This window comes from Aliivibrio sp. SR45-2 (assembly GCF_963890165.1).
Classification (GTDB): domain Bacteria; phylum Pseudomonadota; class Gammaproteobacteria; order Enterobacterales; family Vibrionaceae; genus Aliivibrio; species Aliivibrio salmonicida.
In genome coordinates this window covers 1-19,873 of the sequence record NZ_CAWPRC010000066.1, presented here as the reverse complement: position 1 = coordinate 19,873, position 19,873 = coordinate 1, and the positions used below count along the sequence as shown (strand labels likewise).

The 19,873-nt window shown below is 39.7% G+C and carries 12 protein-coding genes; 9 read left to right on the top strand and 3 right to left on the bottom strand.

Annotated features, from left to right (window positions below; genetic code table 11):
- Window positions 1-46 precede the first annotated feature (46 nt).
- The 5 genes from AACV33_RS03085 to AACV33_RS03065 are packed head-to-tail and all read left to right on the top strand — an operon-like array spanning window position 47 to window position 8,711.
- Window positions 47-1,375, top strand: a complete 1,329-nt coding sequence (locus tag AACV33_RS03085; protein WP_182699844.1) for an HlyD family type I secretion periplasmic adaptor subunit — start codon at window positions 47-49, stop codon at window positions 1,373-1,375.
- A 6-nt stretch (window positions 1,376-1,381) separates the two neighbouring features.
- Window positions 1,382-3,607, top strand: a complete 2,226-nt coding sequence (locus AACV33_RS03080) for a response regulator (RefSeq protein WP_017023414.1) — start codon at window positions 1,382-1,384, stop codon at window positions 3,605-3,607.
- Entirely contained in the window at window positions 3,607-4,977 is a 1,371-nt protein-coding gene (locus AACV33_RS03075; RefSeq protein ID WP_182699843.1) for a TolC family protein, read from the top strand. Before AACV33_RS03080 ends, AACV33_RS03075 begins: the two co-directional genes overlap by 1 nt.
- Window positions 4,974-6,557 (top strand): ABC transporter transmembrane domain-containing protein, encoded by a 1,584-nt coding sequence (locus AACV33_RS03070; protein ID WP_182699842.1) that lies wholly within the window; start codon window positions 4,974-4,976, stop codon window positions 6,555-6,557. The genes AACV33_RS03075 and AACV33_RS03070 overlap by 4 nt, the downstream gene beginning before the upstream one ends.
- A complete protein-coding gene (locus AACV33_RS03065; protein WP_023602598.1) occupies window positions 6,558-8,711 on the top strand; it encodes an ATP-binding cassette domain-containing protein in 2,154 nt (717 codons plus the stop codon). It abuts the gene before it with no gap.
- Between the two features lie 56 nt (window positions 8,712-8,767).
- On the opposite strand, the gene AACV33_RS03060 is transcribed toward AACV33_RS03065, so the two are convergent.
- Together AACV33_RS03060 and AACV33_RS03055 are read right to left on the bottom strand one after the other, a co-directional pair.
- On the bottom strand, window positions 8,768-9,562 hold the full coding sequence (locus AACV33_RS03060; RefSeq protein WP_023602599.1) for a glycoside hydrolase family 16 protein: 795 nt from the start codon (window positions 9,560-9,562) through the stop codon (window positions 8,768-8,770).
- Window positions 9,555-11,024 (bottom strand): DUF3131 domain-containing protein, encoded by a 1,470-nt coding sequence (locus AACV33_RS03055; protein WP_220488584.1) that lies wholly within the window; start codon window positions 11,022-11,024, stop codon window positions 9,555-9,557. Before AACV33_RS03055 ends, AACV33_RS03060 begins: the two co-directional genes overlap by 8 nt.
- Window positions 11,025-11,205: 181 nt before the next feature.
- Here AACV33_RS03055 and AACV33_RS03050 point away from each other — a divergent pair, with 181 nt between their 5' ends.
- From AACV33_RS03050 to AACV33_RS03035, 4 genes are read left to right on the top strand one after another with little or no spacing between them, the layout of a single operon-like run.
- On the top strand, window positions 11,206-12,906 hold the full coding sequence (locus tag AACV33_RS03050; protein ID WP_182699840.1) for a type I secretion system permease/ATPase: 1,701 nt from the start codon (window positions 11,206-11,208) through the stop codon (window positions 12,904-12,906).
- Between the two features lie 14 nt (window positions 12,907-12,920).
- Window positions 12,921-14,210, top strand: coding sequence for an HlyD family type I secretion periplasmic adaptor subunit (locus tag AACV33_RS03045; protein ID WP_065611060.1), 1,290 nt, complete (start codon window positions 12,921-12,923; stop codon window positions 14,208-14,210).
- A 9-nt stretch (window positions 14,211-14,219) separates the two neighbouring features.
- Window positions 14,220-14,462, top strand: a complete 243-nt coding sequence (locus AACV33_RS03040; RefSeq protein WP_012551492.1) for a hypothetical protein — start codon at window positions 14,220-14,222, stop codon at window positions 14,460-14,462.
- A gap of 35 nt (window positions 14,463-14,497) precedes the next feature.
- Window positions 14,498-15,256 (top strand): hypothetical protein, encoded by a 759-nt coding sequence (locus AACV33_RS03035; protein WP_182699839.1) that lies wholly within the window; start codon window positions 14,498-14,500, stop codon window positions 15,254-15,256.
- Between the two features lie 129 nt (window positions 15,257-15,385).
- Here AACV33_RS03035 and AACV33_RS03030 read toward each other — a convergent pair whose 3' ends face one another.
- Complete coding sequence (locus AACV33_RS03030; RefSeq protein WP_182699838.1) at window positions 15,386-19,834, bottom strand: beta strand repeat-containing protein; 4,449 nt, start codon at window positions 19,832-19,834, stop codon at window positions 15,386-15,388.
- Window positions 19,835-19,873 lie beyond the last annotated feature (39 nt).

The following is a 19,873-nucleotide window of genomic DNA, read 5'->3' as shown; positions in this document are numbered from 1 at the left end:
ACTTGATAGGACATCATAGGTAAAAAATTAAGGATGAATTTATCCCATGAGTAATTTAGATAAAATTATAGAACGATCCATCAACAACACTCATATCGAGCGATTTAACCATACGAAAGATGGTGAAAAAAAAGTCTCTACTCATAAAGTTTTTATCGTTATTGTCGTATTCGCTCTGTTTCTGTTGGTTTGGTCTTCTCAAGCCAGTATTGATATTACTGTCTCAACACGGGGTGAAGCGCTTCTCGATTCTGATGTCGAAAAAGTACAACATCTTGAAGGCGGGATTTTAAACGAAGTTTATGTCTCTCCTGGCGACTTGGTTTTTAAAGGACAAAAAATCGCATTATTGACTTCCAAAGACCGTGTATCCGAATTAAGTTCAACGCAATACGAGATCACTGGATTGCAAATCGAGCAACAAAAATACAATGCCCTAATCAGTAATAGCACACCTAATTTTACCGCTTATATTAATTTTCCAGAGCTGATCGAAACTCATTCTTTGTCGTGGGAAGAAGAAAGTAATCGTAATCGATCTAGCGATGAATTGATCTTGCATGACATCAAACACAAACAAAGTTTAATTGCATCAATGCAACGCCGTGTAAAATCATCAAACTCTCAATTAGGACTGATCAAGCAGCAGCTTAAAATTAAGCAACAACTGTTTGATGAAGAAATGGCCTCTTATGTCGATGTACTTAACATGAAAGTTCAGTACATGAACATGGTGAGAGAAATTGAGAATTTACGCGAAGGTATTTTAAACGAAGAGTTCCAATTAGTTCGCCTTGAAAAATTGCTTGATGACACACAAAAAACACGTAGCACAGATTATTATGCCAAGCTGACTGAAGTGAACAAACAACTCAAAATCAAACTGACTCAATTACCAACCATCAGTGATAAAGTTGATCGTTTATTGGTTTTCTCTCCTGTTGATGGCACCGTTGATAAAGTTAACTATAACTATTTATCCGCCATCATTTCTCCCGGTGACAGTATTGCCGACATTACCCCATTAAAAAACACACTTCATGCTGAAGTCAAAATCCCTCGTAAAGACGTTGGGTTTATCGAAAAAGGGCAAGAAGTAAAACTGAAATTTGATGCTTATAATTTCGCTAAATATGGCGTAATCACCGGCAGTATTTCTTCTATTTCACGCAGTTCTTATGAAGAAAAAGAAGAAGAATATTACCTCGCCAAAATAGACATCACTCAGAACTATTTAGAGCGTAATGGCATTAAATATCATATCTCCCCTTATATGGAATTCACGGCTGACATCAAAACGGGTAACCGAAAAGTTATCGATTACGCATTGAAACCCGTAATGGCCGCACTAGATGAATCTTTTGATGAAAGGTAATGAGTAATGAAACGACTTCTTCAACCGAACACACCTCTTATTCATGTCCTTTTTTTTATCACTCTAGGGATAATATTGGCACAAGGCGCTTACTCTCTTCGTGAAGTATTATCTGTTAGCGATAACAATGAGAGTAAAGTACAAGTACTGTTAGTAAACAAATCAAGAGAGATACTCAATGGCATCAGCCGACTAAATGCCACACTAGAGGTCTGTACCCGAAGTGATTCAAGTTGCAGTACCGCACAAGTGCAATTATTTACTAGCGAGCTCTCTTCTGAGATTGATAATTTCCACGCACTTATTGCCAATGAAAAATCCCTCGCCTCATCCAGTGGCATATTGGGGTTTGACCTAATTCAACTTTATATAAAAAAATACAATCGTACTTTTGATTTAAATGAACTCAAACAATCGCTGGGAGTGGCCTTTACAAACAGCACTTCCATCATAGACAGCTTATTACTAAACCACGCCAGATTAAGCAAAGAGAAACAAGATAATCACCTTTATACCTTACTCATGCTAAACGGCAGTTTGATCTTAGTGTTTGCTCTTTATTACTTACTGAACACCAAATTAATACGTGCGGCCCATACCGAAAAGAACCGCATATCAAGCACATTTAAAAGCATTTCTAATGATTTAAAAACCATTGACCACGATAAAGTAAAAGAGCGTATTTCAAATATATCTACCAGTAGTATTGAAAAAAACATCTATGCCAAACTGCTCTCTAGCTACGACCAACTTGAAGACCAAAAATCAAAAACCGATTTATATCAACGACTGTATAATTTATTAGGTTATGAGGTTCGTGGTATCACAAATACAATTCAAGGTGGTGTGAAACTGTTAATTAAAGACGCCGATGAAAGCGGTGCGTTATTAGCAAAAGAAATCATGTCAGCAACAAATACACTTGAAAACCTAGCAGATAACTTTAATCGTCTCTCAAACATTGATGCCATGAGTCATAATAAGACCATTCATTTCTACCATTTAATCAGTGAATTAATCGTATTAACATCAACCAAAGCCAAGCAACAATCAAAAAGTATCGAGTGCTTTGTTGATAATGCAATCCCTCTAAAAATGTACGGTAATCAAACTGGCTTATTTTGGTTATTACTACTGCAAGTTTCAAATATGATCTCTGCGTCTAACCAACCAAAGATCTTATTTAATGCAACCTGTAGCAGTTCTGACCGTGTCGATAAACTCACCATACATTTAAATCTGTACTTGTACTTAGACGATTACGACACCATGAAAACCATTGATGCGTTAGCGTGGGAGCAAGCACCAGAGAAAAACGTGACTAACGATGAATTGTCTACTCATCTATTGAATGGCATTAATAACTACACCGCCATTACACAAGATTTAGGCTATGCTCAAAAACTGCACGTTTCTTTCGATATCAATACCTCAGAATATCAAACGCACAATAATCGCTTAGCAGATAAAACGATCCTTCTTTGCGGTGCTTCCGGTATTCAGGTAGATGTCATTGCCAATACCTTGTCCAATCAAGGGGCGAATGTGATTATTGCTCACACCGCGAATGATATTTTCAAATCAATGAAATTATTAAGCGCCAACGATGGCATTTTCTTAACCGATCGAATTAAAGGCATTACCCTTGATTCGTTCTGTAAGACCTTAAAAGCACGATTAACCAAGCGAAACATTAAACTCTTCTTATCGGTTTCAAATTCATCTGACATTGATGATGTATACAATCATGTTGATTACGTGTTCTATCACCCATTCACCCCGGTTGATTTCATCGATAATATTCTAACGACACTCGACAGTGACTCAGGAAAAGCAGAAGAGATCACCAGCCGATTCTTAATTGTCGAAGATGACAAAGTACAACAATTCATCTTAAACAAAATTCTAATCGGCTTCGAGTTCCAAAGTGAAGGCGTTGATGACGGAGAGAAAGCCTTAGCTTTAGTAAAAGAAAATAACTTCGATATTATCTTTATGGATTGCATTATGCCGGGCATGGGTGGCATGGAAGCAACATCGTTAATTCGTCAATACGAAAAAGAGCACCATTTACCACCAACCACAATCATCGGTGCTACCGCATTAACCAGTAATAAAGAACATAAACAATGTATTGATGCAGGAATGGATTACGTCATCAGTAAACCGTACAAAAACGAAGAGATCTATGCTGTCATTAAGAAGTACATGGCCATAAGGAAAGTAGGCTAATGACAAAAACAAACCTCTCTCGTGCTTTTTTTTTGGTCGGCATATTTGCGACATGGCAACCAATGAGTCACGCCAGTGAATTATCTGCCTTGATAAATGAAGCACTCAAAAATAACTATCAAATCATAAACTCTAAATACGAAGTCGAGTCTTCAGAGTTTGACCAAAGTATCAGTGGTGCCTTTTTTTACCCGACGATTAATGCCAGTGCGAATACGACATGGAATGATTCAGAAGTCGATTCAAGTACCCCATCAAACAATGAATACAACAGCTACGGCTATCGCGTTTCGGTATCCCAAACCATCTTAGATATGTCAAAAATTCGCTCTTATCAAGAAAGTGGCATTGATTTACAAATCAACAAACTAAAACACGATAAGATCGTTAACGACATTATTATTCAAGTGGTAGAGAATTACTTTTCATACTTGAAATATCACTCTCAGAAAAAAGCGACCGATGCTCAATTTCGCTCATCAGAAGCTCGATTAAAACAGATCAGCCGTAACAATGAATTAGGCAATTTACCTAAAACTGACGTGTATGAAACCCAAGCTCAAAAAGAGTCCACCTATAAGAAATTGGCCGACATTCGTAAACGCATTAACCTTGCTTTAGTGCAGCTACAATCTACCACTCAGGCTCCTATCAGACCGTCTTATGATGTGAAACTTAATAATCAATACGCTGAAATTGATTATTATGAAAAAAGCACTCTTGAGAAAAATCTCATTGGCAGTAATTATGATATTGCGATTGCAAAATCCAACTTAGATAAATCGAAACGATCTCTCACTCAATCTCGTTCTGATTTCTATCCGACCCTATCTGCATCCGCTAATTATGAATACACCGACAGTAATTTTGATAGCTCAAGAACCGATGACGCGACTTACGCCCTCACCGTCGACATCCCTATTGTTAACGGAGGCTCTGATTATTACGATTATCAAAAAAGTAAAACGAAAATCAATCAATACTCATCTCAATATGATCAAGCAGTAAATGACAATCGAGTTAATTTCGAAGAACTTATCTACAATATCAATACCAATGTAGAATCGTTAGCTATTTTAAAATCCATTATAAAATCCAATTACCTTGTCTATAAAGGTAATCAAAGCGCGTTTAAATTAGGCACAAAAACACTCACGGATTTACTCAATTCAGAATCGGATTTATACGACAACATCCGTGAATATCATACCAATCAATACGATTACATCATTAATATGACCAAGCTCTACGCTCTATTTGGAGCGGTAGATTTAGTCTCGATTGAAGAGATATCGAATCGAATGGAACCCATTAGTGACACCTTTGACATCTCGATTTTAGAACGCTTTACATCAGAAGGAGTTAAATGATGAATAAACTCCATTATTTACCGAGATTAGGGTTCTTTGATGCTTTCTTTTTGTTTGCATCAAGCCTAACAACAACCTTGCTCGGCTTAGTCTTACCCTTTTCCATTTTAATTATTTTTGACCGCATATTGCCGAATAATTCAAGCTCTTCACTCTATTTCATTTTTGCCATCATCTTGATCGCGATCTTCTTAGATTACAAAGTGAAAAACCTAGAAGAAGCCATGGTTTCTCGCATTGGGAATCGCTTTGAAAAGAAAATCACCAATCAATTATTTCACGCAATTTGTCACTCTAATCTCTCTTTGTTTAAACGATTAGAAACTGGAGAGTACCTAGAGCGACTGACCACAATTCCCGGGCTAAAATCCTTTTTCAGTGGCGATCTTATTCGATCTGCCATCAATGCCTTTACCTGCTTAATCACTCTTCTGGTGATCAGTCTGATTAACCCTGGTGCAGGGGTTATTTTAACTCTGTCTTCCTTGTTTTTGTTACTGATCTCTTTGCATTTATCCAAAACAAAAATCGCATTAATGGAGAAAAAATCAGACATTGAAGGAATTACCAATTCAAAAGTGATTGAGATTATTTCTTATCCTTTAGATATAAAAAGCCGCTCAATGGAATACCGCTTAGAAAACTTAATGGAAATGATGGTTAATGAGCGTGAACATCACACCACTGAATTTGAGAAACAAGAATCTCGCTTCAATCTAACTCTAAATTTAATTCAACAATTAGCCGTCACTTTTACTGTGGTAAGCAGTGCGATGGCGGTGATTAATTTTGATATCAGCCAAGGGGTCATGGCGGCAATCATTCTATTAACTAACCGTTATTTTGCCCCATACCAGCAAACAATGAGAACCATTAGTCAGTGGCGTGTAAATAAAAGTTATATCCAACGTCTGAATGACATTTTATCAATGGAAGAATCTCAACAAAGAACGACGGCACCTCAACCAACTCCAAGAGTATTGAGTTATCACGGCAGTAAAGACTATCATTTTACGGCAGAAAAAATATCCATCGTCTCTGGCCCTTCTGGTTCAGGGAAGTCGTCCATTGTAAAAGCCTTTACCAATAAGCCATTAGCACAAGAGTACCGCTTATCCATCAATGGATTAAATGCAGATAACTATTATCAATCAGAGACCATTAGCAACGTGGTATTGGTCAATAAACACAGCACTTTTGTGGATGGAACCATTATTGATAACATCACCTGCTTTCGACCTCAATTACACAAAGCGGCGTATTCTCTGTGTGAAGCATTATCGATAAAGAGCGACATTGATGATCTCAAACTCGGTTTTTATACCGACATTACCACCACCGGTATCAAGCCTTTTTCTCGTAAAGTGCATTTTGCATTATTAATTGTACGTGCATTATTAAGTAATAAAAAAGTCATTCTCATTGACGATTTTGATTTGGTTTTTGATGACGATTTCAGCCTTAACTTACTCTCTTGCCTTCGTCCGCGCATTCAGTCTTATTTGTTTGTCATTGTCAGCAATAAGATTAAAGACACCGACATTAAGATCCAACACACACCAATTAATGAGGTGGCTTAGATGGATACATTAATTGCTTTTGATGAGATACAAGAACGTCTTCATCATTTCAAAAATGGGCATTTACAGACCCGATATTCTGAAAACCCATTACTGCTTGGGCTCGCTTACACTTTAGTCACGCTTGAATGGGAAGGTACGCCTGACATTCTGTCTGATGCGTTCTTATCTGACAGTGAGCATGCGCTTTCATTTAATAAAACGCTGACTCGCCTTGGCTATCAATGCATTGAAAGTGACATTACTCATGCCGATCAATTTCTAGAATTGGATTGCCCTAGTTTTATTTCTTTGCAAGATCAGAACTATATTTTATTAAACTTTGATGACGATATTCTCTACCTTTATGACTATGAAAATGACATCACCATAGAAAGTGAAGCGAAAGGCAAAATCTCAGCTAAAGTGTGTTCGATTTCTAAGTATTCACGTTTATTCAGAGAGCCGCCACCTGAATCACAAGATAAACGTAATTGGATAAAACACGTTTTTTATCACTACAACAATGAATTCAAGAGCCTTGCATTATTAAGCCTTTTAATTAGTTTATTAGGTACGCTTCAGCCTTTCTTTATTATGGGAGTGTATACCTTTGCCTTAACCGCTGGATCTACCTCTACTCTCTATTGGCTTGCTTCTGGAGCAGTCGTAATAGCGGGAATGGAATATCTATTTAAAAAACAACGTATGACCATTTTAAATACATCAGGCCAAGAGCTAGCCCGTTATATTTCTTATCAAGTCATCTCAAAGTTACTATGGCTACCGTATGCATTAACGTCTAATGCGGCAACGTCTTCTCAACTTGCTCGTTTGAAAGATATCGACCAATTCCGTCAGCTTGTCACCGCAGAATCTAGCCTGAGCTATTTTGATTTGCCTTTTATCTTTATTTTCTTAATTGCTATTTTCATTATGTCTGGCAGCGCCGCGATAACCGTTATTATTGGTATCGTTATCATGATCTTGTTTTGCATTTACGCACGCTATATTTATATGCAAGCCACATCAAAAAGCTCTAGAGCAAATGCAATGGTGTCTTATCAATGGAATGAAGTATTGAGTAATGTCAGTTCAATTCAAAAGTTGCCGCTATTGTCGGTCATTAAATCTCGTTTTAATTCAGCATTAACTCAGCGTTTACAAGACTCTCATCATGTTTCAGTAACCAATGCAAAAATACAGCAATTGGGCAGCAGTTTTATTCAAGTCATCGGCACAACAACCATTGTGATCGCCGTCACCGCCGTCATGGCGGGAGACACGAACCCCGGCGCCATGCTTGCCATCATTATCTTGGTCTGGAAAACCTTAACCCCAATCATGGGGATTTATAACTCCTTAGCAAAAATTGATACCATCAAAGCCTCAACCGCACAAATCAACGCATTAATGTCTTTAGATGATGATAAGAGTCGTATAGAAAAAAGCCCCCCGATTCATCAGTTCAGTGGTGAACTCTCCATTAACGGCTTATCTCATCGCTATCAAGGGATAAATAAAGGGTTAACTAACCTCTCTTTTGCTATTAAATCAGGCAATAAAGTCTCTGTCTGTGCCCCATCAGGCAGTGGCAAAACAACATTGATGAATATTTTGAGTGGCATTGAACCTCGCTTTCAAGGTCGCTTATTGTTTGATGGGTATAACGTAAACCAATTTAATAATTTCCGGTTCCGAAACAGCATTTGTTATGTTCCTTTTGATATGCATTTATACCACGGTACGGTTCACGCCAATTACACAATGTACAATGGTTATGTTCCACCCGCTTTCATTGATGAAATGCTTAACTTTTTAGACTTATTGCCTTATCTTCCTCAAGGAAAAAAGACCCTATTAAGTGCTGATTTTCTTTCGACATTACCAGATGGTATACAACGCAAACTCACTCTGGCGATTGGCATTGGATATTGCAGAAAAAGAGTCGTTATCATGGATGAACCTTTTGTCGGCTCTGAGCATGAAAACAGTAAATATCTCACCTCATTGTTCAGTGAATATTTAGCCAACAGTACCGTTATTTTTAGCACCACAAGTAAATCAATGGTAGCTACCTCTGATCAGTGTTTATTACTTGATAAAGATGGGTCTCAAAAGTTCTACGGCGCACCCGATAAAGTACTACAGGCTGCACCCGTGATGCTGACTTAATTTGATAATTTAAATAGAAAAAGAAAAAGAAAAATAATGCGGAACAAAAGGGAGAATTACTTTGTTCCGCACGCATTTATAGGCTGGAAAGACAGATTACGATAAGTGCTATTTAACGGTTGATTCAACACATTAACTTTACCTGCCCACGACGATAACTCATCATCTACAGGCCACACATTAGCCATGATTTTTAAGCGAGAATCAGCCATGTCTGGAATTGGATTGTCTTTAGATTGCTGTACTTCATAACGCATTTCACCATCTACAAACCACTGAATGCTATCTCGTTGCCATAACATTGCATATTGATGAAAGTCTTTAGAGGCATCGAACTCTAATGGAATTAACACCGAGTTTTTACTAAGGTATTCATCGTCATTCGTCCAAAAATTAAACTGAACTTCATGCGTATTTTTACCTAAAAATTCAATATCAATTTCGTTGTGCTTGGCGTTGCTCCCTTCGTATTTATCGTGTTTACCCGAGAAAAGGAAAAAAGACGTCACAATACCGGGAGAAGATATAGGCTTCATCTCAATAGAAAAACAACCATAGCCATAAAAATGCCGACTGCGTAACTCCCCTGAACGATATTTATATTGCTCATTACTCTGAGGCTCGTCACTCAACTCAATATTCATTCCTTTTTCAGAAAAACCAATTGCACCGGCCTCCCATCGATTCAAAAATGGAAAACCGTTACTCCAATGATGTGCTCTTTCAAACAAATCACTGTTTAACTCTTTCAATGATTCAGAAAAATAACTCACTTCGCACTCATCCACTTCACACGCCTCCACAGTAAAAGAAGATAATCCGACAATTAATAACGCATCGTATTTATTCATCACTTTCCTTAATGTCAGCAAGTACCGTTACCGCCTTATTATTAAGCTTAGCGTCAGTATGTAGCATCGCGGTATTATTCTTCCTCTTGTACAACAAAGAAGACAAAATCATTGAATTGGTATTAATGTTGTGCGCCGTATTCGTCAAGCCATCGCTGTATATTCCCGTAGGAACAGAGCGAGAGTACAGGCTATTGGCTATCACATTTTCAACTAAGCGTTCAGCGTATTCGTCATCGTAAATAACACTGAGCCCAAAGGCGACTTTATTGCTGAACACCTGAAAGACTTCTATCGGCTTTCCTCCCGCTGAAGTACTTAGCCAACTTTTACCATAAAAAAAGATATTATTGTAAGCAAACCATGGTGTTTGGTTCATGGCGTCTTCCCCAAACACCCACAGTCTTTTAGTTTGTTTTTCCTTTGTTTTATGCAAAGTATAAATAGTATCAAGCTGATCCCACCACGCTGTCGGCTCCCCTAACTCTAAACGAGTGAGTACATAGGGATCTGGTGTTGAAAATGGCATATTTCTCGAATCAATATAAAAAGGGATGTCATCAATAATCACTTTATCGATGTCTGTTTTCTGATAACTTTCACTGACATCAAAACCAAACAAAGCAAAACCAGACGCTGCATATTGTAAATACCCTAAACGCCCTTCTTGGCGATAATGTTCACTTTGCTTTCCTAATTTAGTGCCATACAAGGTTTTATTGTGCACTGAAGAAGCAAGTGACCACTTACTTACGATATTATCTACCAACGGGGCTAACTCTTCTTTTTCTTGTTTGATGATATGCAACCAAATGAGCAGGCGGCCAATATCTAATGCCGACCATCCATTGCCATTGCTTTTTGTATTACTGTACCGTCCTGATGGCTTCCCAGTTTTAGTACTGTATTCTCGATTAGGCAATTTACTTTGATACAAAGGCGCTTCTAGCAACGTCGTCAATAACCTTTTTAATTTACGATGAGTGAACTCTTTTGATTGTAAACCTAAGCCCTCAAGTGAGAACTGAGCACTGATATCACTGGCAACATCCCACATCGTAACGTGGTGATAACCTTGAACGGAGTCAGTCAGTCCCGTATTTTCATTCCAATTACGATCAAAATAATATTGCGCTTTTTTTGCTAGTAACTTTTCATTACGAGTCAATTCAATTAACGGAAGAGGAAGATCATGTGAGTCTTTAGCGTCTTGAACGAAAGCAGGTGTCAAATCTGTTGATTCGTCGGTCACGGCACGTTCATCAAGGGGTTCAGCTATCTGCGGAGCCATAACAATAGAACGCCGCTGAAAAGTAGGCGCGGCTTGATCTGGGAGAGTTTCATTAGGCGCAACAGAGCGCTTCCCATAAAAACTAGGGGAATCTGTCTCTGCCGTTACTGATATTGTGAATGAGGATAAAACAATCCCTATTAGCGTTATCCAGACCCTAGATAGCCCCATCACACCTCCTTTGTGCGTATCTCCTAAGCATAGGATAACTCAAGGCATTTTCGTAAGAATAATTGTCAAATAACGGCCTCTATATTTTGATATAAAGAAATCCTCTTTTCTCATTACGAATACCGCATTCTTTTTCCTATACTGCTTACACTGGATTAATAACAATATTTGAGGTGTGCTTTTGTTTAAGGATAAGCTGAAAAAATCACTGTCAGAAACAAAGAGAGACATATCGTTTGCCTTACTCTTTAGCTGTGCAATCAACTTTCTCGTACTTACATTACCCATTTACAGTTTGCAGCTTTTTGACCGAGTGCTTGGTAGCTCTAGCTTAGACACCCTGTACGCTTTATTGTTTATTGCTGTTTTTCTTTTAACAGCACAAGCCGTTATCGAATATTTCCGTATTGCTTTGTTACAGCGTTCAGGCTTGAAACTCGATGTTTCTATTAGCTCCATCATGTTATCTGAAAGTATTCGACAATCAGCCATATCAAAGAATATTAATAAACAAGGTTTACAAGATCTGTCTGAGATAAGGCGTTTCTTATTATCCCCTTCTAGCTCTGCTATTTTTGATATGCCGTGGATCCCTCTTTTCCTTGGTATTCTATTTATGCTCCATCCTGCAATTGGTTTAATCACCTTATCTGGCTGCGTTATTTTCATTATTTTAGCCATTGTCATGATGCATTCAGCCAAAGAATCGACCATTGAAAGTAACAAGGTCGCAGCAAAAACCACCTTAGAATTAAATGACTATCTCCGTAATGCATCAACACTTAAAGCCATGGGAATGGCAGAAAGCATTGGTAAATATTGGAATAAACAAAATCATAAGATGCTTGGTTTACAGTGGGTAGTAAATTCTCGTATCGGGCAGTTACTCGCCATCAGCCGCTATTTTAGAACGATTTTACAAGTGCTTATATTAACGGTTGGGGTAATACTGGCATTACAACAAGAGATTGGAACCGGGGCGATAATCGCAAGTTCCATCATTATGGGGCGAGTACTTTCTCCTTTCGAACAAGCCGTTAATGGCTGGAAGTCATGGTTCAGTGCATTTAAAGCGTACCAGCGCCTTAAAAGCTTCTCTTTTATTGAAGAGTACGCAGCAAAAACCACACTACCCAACCCTAAAGGTGACATTCTCTTCCAAAACGTGGGATTAAAACTGCCACATAAAAAAGAACCCGTTTTGCAAAACATCAATTTCAAATTGGGTCATGGTAATGCACTCGCTATTTTAGGTAATTCCGGTTCAGGTAAATCAACATTGGCGTCGTTATTAATGGGAATTCATGCGCCGAGTGTCGGTTCAATAAAAATAGACGGTGCCGCGATTCATCTTTGGCCAGAAAAACAATTTGGTCAACACATCGGATATTTACCGCAACAAGTCGGTTTATTATCCGGCACCATTGCTGAAAATATTTGTCGATTTACCGAAGCTTCAGATGAAGACATCATCGCAGCCGCTCGTTTAACCTGTATTCATGAACTGATTATTTCTCTTCCTCAGGGCTACGATACCTACTTAGAAGAAGGGGGCAGTTCTCAACTCTCTGGTGGACAAAAACAACGTATCGCCTTAGCTCGAGCTATTTTTTCCAATCCCTCAATTCTTGTGTTGGACGAACCAAACTCAAACCTTGATCCCGAAGGTGAAATTGCGTTGGCTATTGTTCTGCAATACTGTAAAGAAAACAAAATCACCGTAATTATGATAAGCCACCGCCCTGGTTTTTTACGTCAAATGGATTGGGTGATCTCGTTAAAAGAAGGACAAGTTCAGAAGGCGGGGCCATCAAAACTATTTTTAGAAGAGATGTCTGCCATTGATAACCCTAACTCTGTTGCTGTTCCTAAAATAGCGTAAGCAAGGATGAACTTATGACTCAATTTAGTACCACTCGTATTATTACTCTCTGCTCTGCCTTTATTTTATTAACCATAGGTGGGTTTGTTTGGTGGGCAACCACCGCACAATTAAGCTCTGCCTCTATTGCTAATGGTTCGTTGATCGTCGAGTCTCAGCGTAAAAAAATTCAACATCTACAAGGTGGCTGGGTAAAAGCAATTCATGTCACTGAAGGCCAACATGTAGAGAAAGGCGACTTATTAATTGAGCTAGCGAACACCAAAGCTGATTCTGATTACTATCGCCTAATGCTACGATCTATTTCTTTAAAAGCAACCATTGAGCGACTTCAAGCCGAGTTAACCGATAACAACATCGTGTCATGGACAGAGGAATATCATGACGAAGCAAACAGTGCTGATGTCATGAACATTTTAAACAATCAGACACTTCAATTTCAGCAATTTTTATTACGTAATGAGCTTCGAACTAGCCAATACACTCAAAATAAAGAACAACTAACTGAACAAATTCGTGGTTCTAAATCCCAATTAAAATCCATAAAACGTCAGCTTCAATTGGTAAGTAAAGAAATTAACATGATGAAAGGGCTAGTAAAAAAAGGATACGTTTCCCAAACTAAAATGTTTGAAATACAACGTCATCAAGCCAGTATTGAATCTCAACGAGAAGAGCTACAAACTAAGATTAATGTCTCAACTCGTCAACTAACCTCACTCAAACAAGATTTTGAAGCCAAAGACATTGAATTAAAACAATCCCTTTCCTCTCAATCAAATCAGTTAGAAAAAGAATGGTTAGACACTAATCAGGCCTTAAAAACAGCTCTAGATGTTCGATCACGCATCAAAGTAAGAAGTGAGCATACTGGCACCATTGTTGGTTTGAACATTCATAGTATTGGGGGGGTTGTTAATCCTGGCGATATTATTATGGAAATAGTACCAAACAATGAACAACTTATCGTTCAAGCTATTATTAAGCCCGAAGACATTGATGTAGTAAGAACAGGACAAACCGCAAAAGTAAGGCTAAATGCGTATAACGTCCGTAAAACCCCCCCAATTACGGGAACCGTCATTTATGTCGCGGCGGATAGACTAAATAAAAAAGGGGAGAAAGAAAGCGGGTATTTGGTGAAAGTTCAATTGCTTCAAGAAGAGATAACCAAACTCACTAACGTAGAACTTTATCCTGGTATGCCAACTGATGTTTTAATCTTATTAGAAAATCGGACGCTCTGGGATTACTTTACCGCACCGTTATTTAACTCTTACTACAAAGCATTTCGTGAACAATAAGGATATATCATGATTTTTTGGCTCAGTTTTTATTTCTTTTTCTTCGCCTTAACCGCATTTATTGGGTACCGAAAAGGCAACCTCATTGCTGGTATTTTACTTGGTTATGTCCTTGGCCCTGTCGGTTTATGCCTTATTTTATTAAGTAAGAATCGCCTTAAATTGGCCTGTCCACATTGCCAAGCACTTATCCATAAACATTCTTATTTTTGCCCAAATTGTGATAACAAAGTACTGCACGCCCTAACTTAATAGACACTAAATAAAACATTGTAGAGAACATTTATATGATCAAACACACCAAGAAACTGCAAATTTTCCTTATGTTCCTTATTGCCTGTCTTTTTATTAGTGGTATGACCCTACTTTCTTTAAGCTCATCGATTAATAATAAGAACGAAACAATTCAACGCTTAACGGATGACCTCATTGCAGAACAATTACTCTCAAGTTCATTAACAGATTACGACAAAGTCATTATTGAACTGCAATCAAAGAATGACACCCTTCGCCGTGATTTAAGTATCATAAGTGAAACCTTAGTTGAGAAAAACTTAACCATTAGTCAGCTTAAAGAACAACTGGCGGCCGAGCGACGTAAATTAGTTCGCTATAAATCAAGCTACAATAAAAACCTGAAATCACGTTTAGCTAACGAACAGAAGAAACTCAATGCTCAGTTAGACAAAGAGCGAGTTGCCTTACAATCTCAAGAAAATGAGCTTGAACAACAGCGTGTAGAGCTAGAGAAATTAAAAAATACCCCACCACCAGAAAAAACAGTCACCGCCGCAGATCAAAAGGCGATTGACGAAGAGCGAGTAGAAAAATTAATGAAAAAATTCGATGCTTACCAAGTTGATCTAAGTGTTGAAAACCAATGTGATAAAGACTACCTATATCGTTATAACGAAGCAAAAAGCACCTTAAACCACATCAGAACGTATTTACAGAAAAACCAAATGGACTCGAACTATTATCATTTTGTCATTGCCAATGACACCTCAATTACGGCGCAAAACCGTAAACTTTGTTTAGGTGATTAATGCTTATTTTATAGCATGACTAAATAGATATTAATGATTAACCAAGCAACATATCAATAAAAATGCCGAATATTTCTATTCGGCATTTTTTGTGTTAACAATTTATCGTCTAATCATTAAAGATAGCCGTTAAGCGATTTCGTTAGGATCTGCAATGGTGATTTGGTCTTCATCACAATCACTCCATATCGTAACTTCATCTCCGGCACTGTTCGCAAACGTATAACCATTTAAGTTACTGGTATCAATATTACTTGCTTCGTAAGTGTCTTTTAAGCCACTGTCCATCATCGCGGTATTACCCGTAAGCTGCCAGTGAGAACCATCTATATTTAAGGTTTCAACACCTGAGCATACAAACTGACCATTAGCTTCTCCTGCGCTGTCATTCACCAATATTTTATCTAGCGCTATTTTTAGCTCGGTATTCGAGGTATTAACAACCACCCCTTCAATCTCTTGATACGCGGTTTGTGTCATATCAATGATACTGTCTTGACCATCATTGCCTACAACCATGACATCAAAGCCTTCACCGCCACTAAAGTGAACGGTTGCCCCATCTGTTGCATCAATATCATCTTGATCAAAAACAAGCGTATCATTACCCGAACCGGCGAACAGTTGATCACTACCAGAACCGCCATCAAGAGTATCGTTACCTTCTTGACCAAAGATTAAGTCGCTGCCAGAACCACCATCAAGTGTGTCGTTGCCAACACCACCATCTAAGTAGTCGTTATTGTTCCCACCAGAAAGTGAGTCATTTCCTTCGCCGCCAGACAAATTATCATCGCCAGAATCACCAGATAACGTATCGTCCCCCAAGTCGCCATAAAGGGCATCGGCATTGTTACCGCCGGATAAATTATCGTTACCTTCTTGGCCGTAAAGAATATCCTCACCAGAGCCGCCTTGAAGTGAGTCATTACCATCCTCTCCCCACAGCACATCGTTTCCGCTGTCTCCTTTTATGGTGTCGTTGCCCTCGCCACCATAAGCGACATCATCACCAGAGCCGGCTGATACATAGTCATTACCCGAGTTTCCATACAGTTGATCATTGTCATTTTGACCAAACAATCGGTCATCACCAACGCCACCATCAAGAGTATCAGCCCCTGAACCACCATACAGTTTATCGTTATCTTCACCACCAAAGAGCTGATCATTACCCGATCCTGAAATCAAGGTATCATTACCACTGTCCCCTTGCAGTACGTCGTTGCCCGCACCTGATTCAATTCTATCAGCGCCTTCACCACCAGACAGTTGGTTGTCACCTCCAGAGGTAAATAAAGAATCATTACCGATACCACCGAGTAAGGTGTCATTGCCAGAACCAGAAGTTAAAGTGTCGTTACCTTCTCCGCCATCTAATGTATTAATACCCTCTCCTGCGTCAAGCACGTCAGCTCCTAACCCACCAATTAGTGCATCATTACCTGAACCTGATTTAAGATTATCATCACCTTCGCCGCCATCTAGGGCATTGTTGCCGCTAAGGGCTTCTAAGCGGTCATCACCGGCATCACCATATAAGGAATCATCGCCTGAACCACCATACAAGGTATCATTGTCATTATTCCCATGGAGAATATTGTTACCTGATTCTGCATGTAATTCATCTTGACCATCGCCACCAGACAAACTGTCATTACCTGCGCCTGCAAAGAGTTTATCTTCACCCAAACCACCTTCTAAAGTATCACTGCCTTCTCCGCCCGCAAGGACATCATCACCTTCTTGTCCTTGAAGTAAATCAGCCCCTTTACCCCCATCAAGATAATCAACACCACTGCCCGCCGCTAACGTATCATTCCCTTCGCCACCATATAATGTGTCGTAGCCACTGCCTGATGTTGTGTTGTCTGACCCACTGCCACCAAATAAGGTATTTGTACCCTCACCTAAATCAATGGTGTTTGTTCCGGCTTCACCATAAACGATATCATCACCAGAACCGGCGGTAACGGTATCAGCGCCATCACCCGCAAATAAAACATTGTCGCCTTCGCCACCTTGAATGACATCGGCACCTTCACCGCCATATAAGGTATCGCTTGCAGCACTACCAACTAAGGTATCGTCGCCAGAGCCACCGTATAATTGATGACTGCCCGTTGTTGCTGCTGTCAGTGTATCGTTGCCACTACCACCAACAAGTGTGTCTTGACCATCATCGACGAGCGTATCATTACCTGCACCACCATCAAGATAATCGTATCCTTCACCACCAATAAGATTATCATCACCATCACCACCAAATAGGCTGTCATTACCTATACCGCCATCTAGTGCATCGTTTCCTGCTCCGCCATCCAGTATGTCATCACCACTGCCTGCGGTTATGGTATCTGTTCCTGCACCTGCATAAACAGTGTCATTGCCTTCACCCACGATAATAGTATCGGCACCAGAGCCACCATATACCGTGTCGTCCCCAATACCTGCATCAATTTGGTTTGTTCCTGCATCACCATAAATGGTGTCATTACCCTCTCCGGAAACCAAAGTATCGTTACCTGATCCCGCAGTAAGAATATCGTCACCTAAGCCACCCGTGATATGGTCGTCATTTCCGCCGCCATGCAATTCATCATTTTCAGCCGAACCAACCAATTGATCGTTACCTTGTCCACCAATCAATACACTGCCATTATCACCGGCGTATAAGGTGTCATTTCCGCCTTCACCGACTAAGCGGTTATTGCCTTCTTCGCCATAAACAATATCATCACCAGAGCCTGCATAAATCGCATCATTCCCTGAACCTGCATGGATAACATCCGCAGAATCTCCAGAGAATACAGCATCATCACCATCGCCAGCTTGAATCGTATCTTCACCTGATCCAGAGAAAATCTGATCATCACCAGTGCCACCAATTATGTTGTTATCCCCATCACCTGCATACACAGTATCGTGACCAGAACCAGTATCAATGGTATCACTACCCGCATCGGCATAGACCACATCACTTCCTTCACCCGTAGCGATCTGATTAGCGCCAGAACCAGCAAAAATGAGGTCATCACCCGTACCAGAGTCGATAACATCGTTGCCATAGTCAGTATAAATTGTGTCATTACCATCACCAGAGACGATGGAGTTATCGCCTGTTTCACCAAATACGGTGTCATTCCCTTCACCTGAATCAATCACATCATTACCGCTACCGGCATAAATGAAATCATCCCCTGAACCAGAATTAATAATGTCATCCCCTTCATTAGCATGAAGAACATCGTCTCCGGTACCACCCTCTAGAATATCGGTTCCTCGCCCTCCAAAGAGCTGATCATTGCCTTCGCCTCCGATGAGATGATCATCGCCATCGTCGCCATAAAGGCCATCATCGCCTAAACCACCAATGATCGTATCATCGCCTAACTCACCAAATAATTGGTCATTACCCGCATCACCTGACAGTTGATCATTGCCGTCACCACCAAGCAATAAATCATTATCATCTTGGCCTGAAATAACATCATCACCTGCGCCCCCAAGGGCAAAATCATCCCCTGCGCCACCTTGAATTACATCGTTTCCTGCATCCCCTTGCAGTTCATCGTTTCCTTCACCGCCATAGAGTTGATCAGCACCTGTCCCACCAAGCAATAAATCATTCCCAGCATCGCCATGTAGAATATCATCGCCATCATCACCGATAATGATGTCATCACCATCGCCACCTTCAATCCGATCATTTCCTAATTCACCAAGAAGAACATCGTTACCTGCGTTGCCAAAAAGCGTATCATCACCATCACTGCCTAATAAGGTGTCTGCTCCATCACCACCATGAAGTTCATCATCACCATTACCACCAATCAGGACATCATCACCTTCTCCGCCGTATAAACGGTCATCGTTGATATCTCCATCCAAAAAGTCATTACCAGCACCACCAACGAGTAAATCAGACCCTTGCTGTCCAAAAATAACATCATCGCCTTCTCCGCCATCAATACGGTCGTCATAAATGTTATGAGCAATAAATTCAACGGATTCAATATCAGTGATCGGGTCACCGTTAGGATCTTTCAAGACAAAATTAACGACTTGATCATCAGCAATTTCATTTGCAGTAAAGCTAATATCGATATCAACATTGCCATTCTCATCAACGGGGGCTTGAACGGTTTTAATGACATTGCCATTTTGATCGGTCAGTTCAACAGTAACGGTTGTTAACACGGTATTTAGAGTGAATTTCGTTGTGATATTGCCAACATCATCCACTAAATAATTACCCAAACGTGCACCGTGAGTGACGTCTTCTGCCGGTGTCCATTCTTCATTTGAGGTAAATTGATAAACAGATTGAGAGGTCCCCCAATTGTCGTTATTTGAGTTGGTTTCTACGTTGTCTGATCCTTCGGTTTCTGGTATTTGTTCTACATCACCGAAAATAACATCTTGTCCTTCGCCACCAGAAATAACATCACTGCCTTCTCCCCCAGCGACGTGATCATTACCAGCTAATCCTTCAACCTGATCGCTACCGGCTTGTGCATTCACATTATCATCTTCTGACGTACCTGTGATGGCATCGTTATATTTGGTTCCTTCCATTTTGACCTCTCTATTATTAATAACAATTGCATTAATTAG

Bases quoted from the DNA above. Each gene is read 5' to 3' on its own strand.
- AACV33_RS03085 (WP_182699844.1), top strand. From the start codon at position 47: ATGAGTAATTTAGATAAAATTATAGAACGATCCATCAACAACACTCAT.
- AACV33_RS03080 (WP_017023414.1), top strand. From the start codon at position 1,382: ATGAAACGACTTCTTCAACCGAACACACCTCTTATTCATGTCCTTTTT.
- AACV33_RS03075 (WP_182699843.1), top strand. From the start codon at position 3,607: ATGACAAAAACAAACCTCTCTCGTGCTTTTTTTTTGGTCGGCATATTT.
- AACV33_RS03070 (WP_182699842.1), top strand. From the start codon at position 4,974: ATGATGAATAAACTCCATTATTTACCGAGATTAGGGTTCTTTGATGCT.
- AACV33_RS03065 (WP_023602598.1), top strand. From the start codon at position 6,558: ATGGATACATTAATTGCTTTTGATGAGATACAAGAACGTCTTCATCAT.
- AACV33_RS03060 (WP_023602599.1), bottom strand. From the start codon at position 9,562: ATGAATAAATACGATGCGTTATTAATTGTCGGATTATCTTCTTTTACT.
- AACV33_RS03055 (WP_220488584.1), bottom strand. From the start codon at position 11,024: ATGGGGCTATCTAGGGTCTGGATAACGCTAATAGGGATTGTTTTATCC.
- AACV33_RS03045 (WP_065611060.1), top strand. From the start codon at position 12,921: ATGACTCAATTTAGTACCACTCGTATTATTACTCTCTGCTCTGCCTTT.
- AACV33_RS03040 (WP_012551492.1), top strand. From the start codon at position 14,220: ATGATTTTTTGGCTCAGTTTTTATTTCTTTTTCTTCGCCTTAACCGCA.
- AACV33_RS03035 (WP_182699839.1), top strand. From the start codon at position 14,498: ATGATCAAACACACCAAGAAACTGCAAATTTTCCTTATGTTCCTTATT.
- AACV33_RS03030 (WP_182699838.1), bottom strand. From the start codon at position 19,834: ATGGAAGGAACCAAATATAACGATGCCATCACAGGTACGTCAGAAGAT.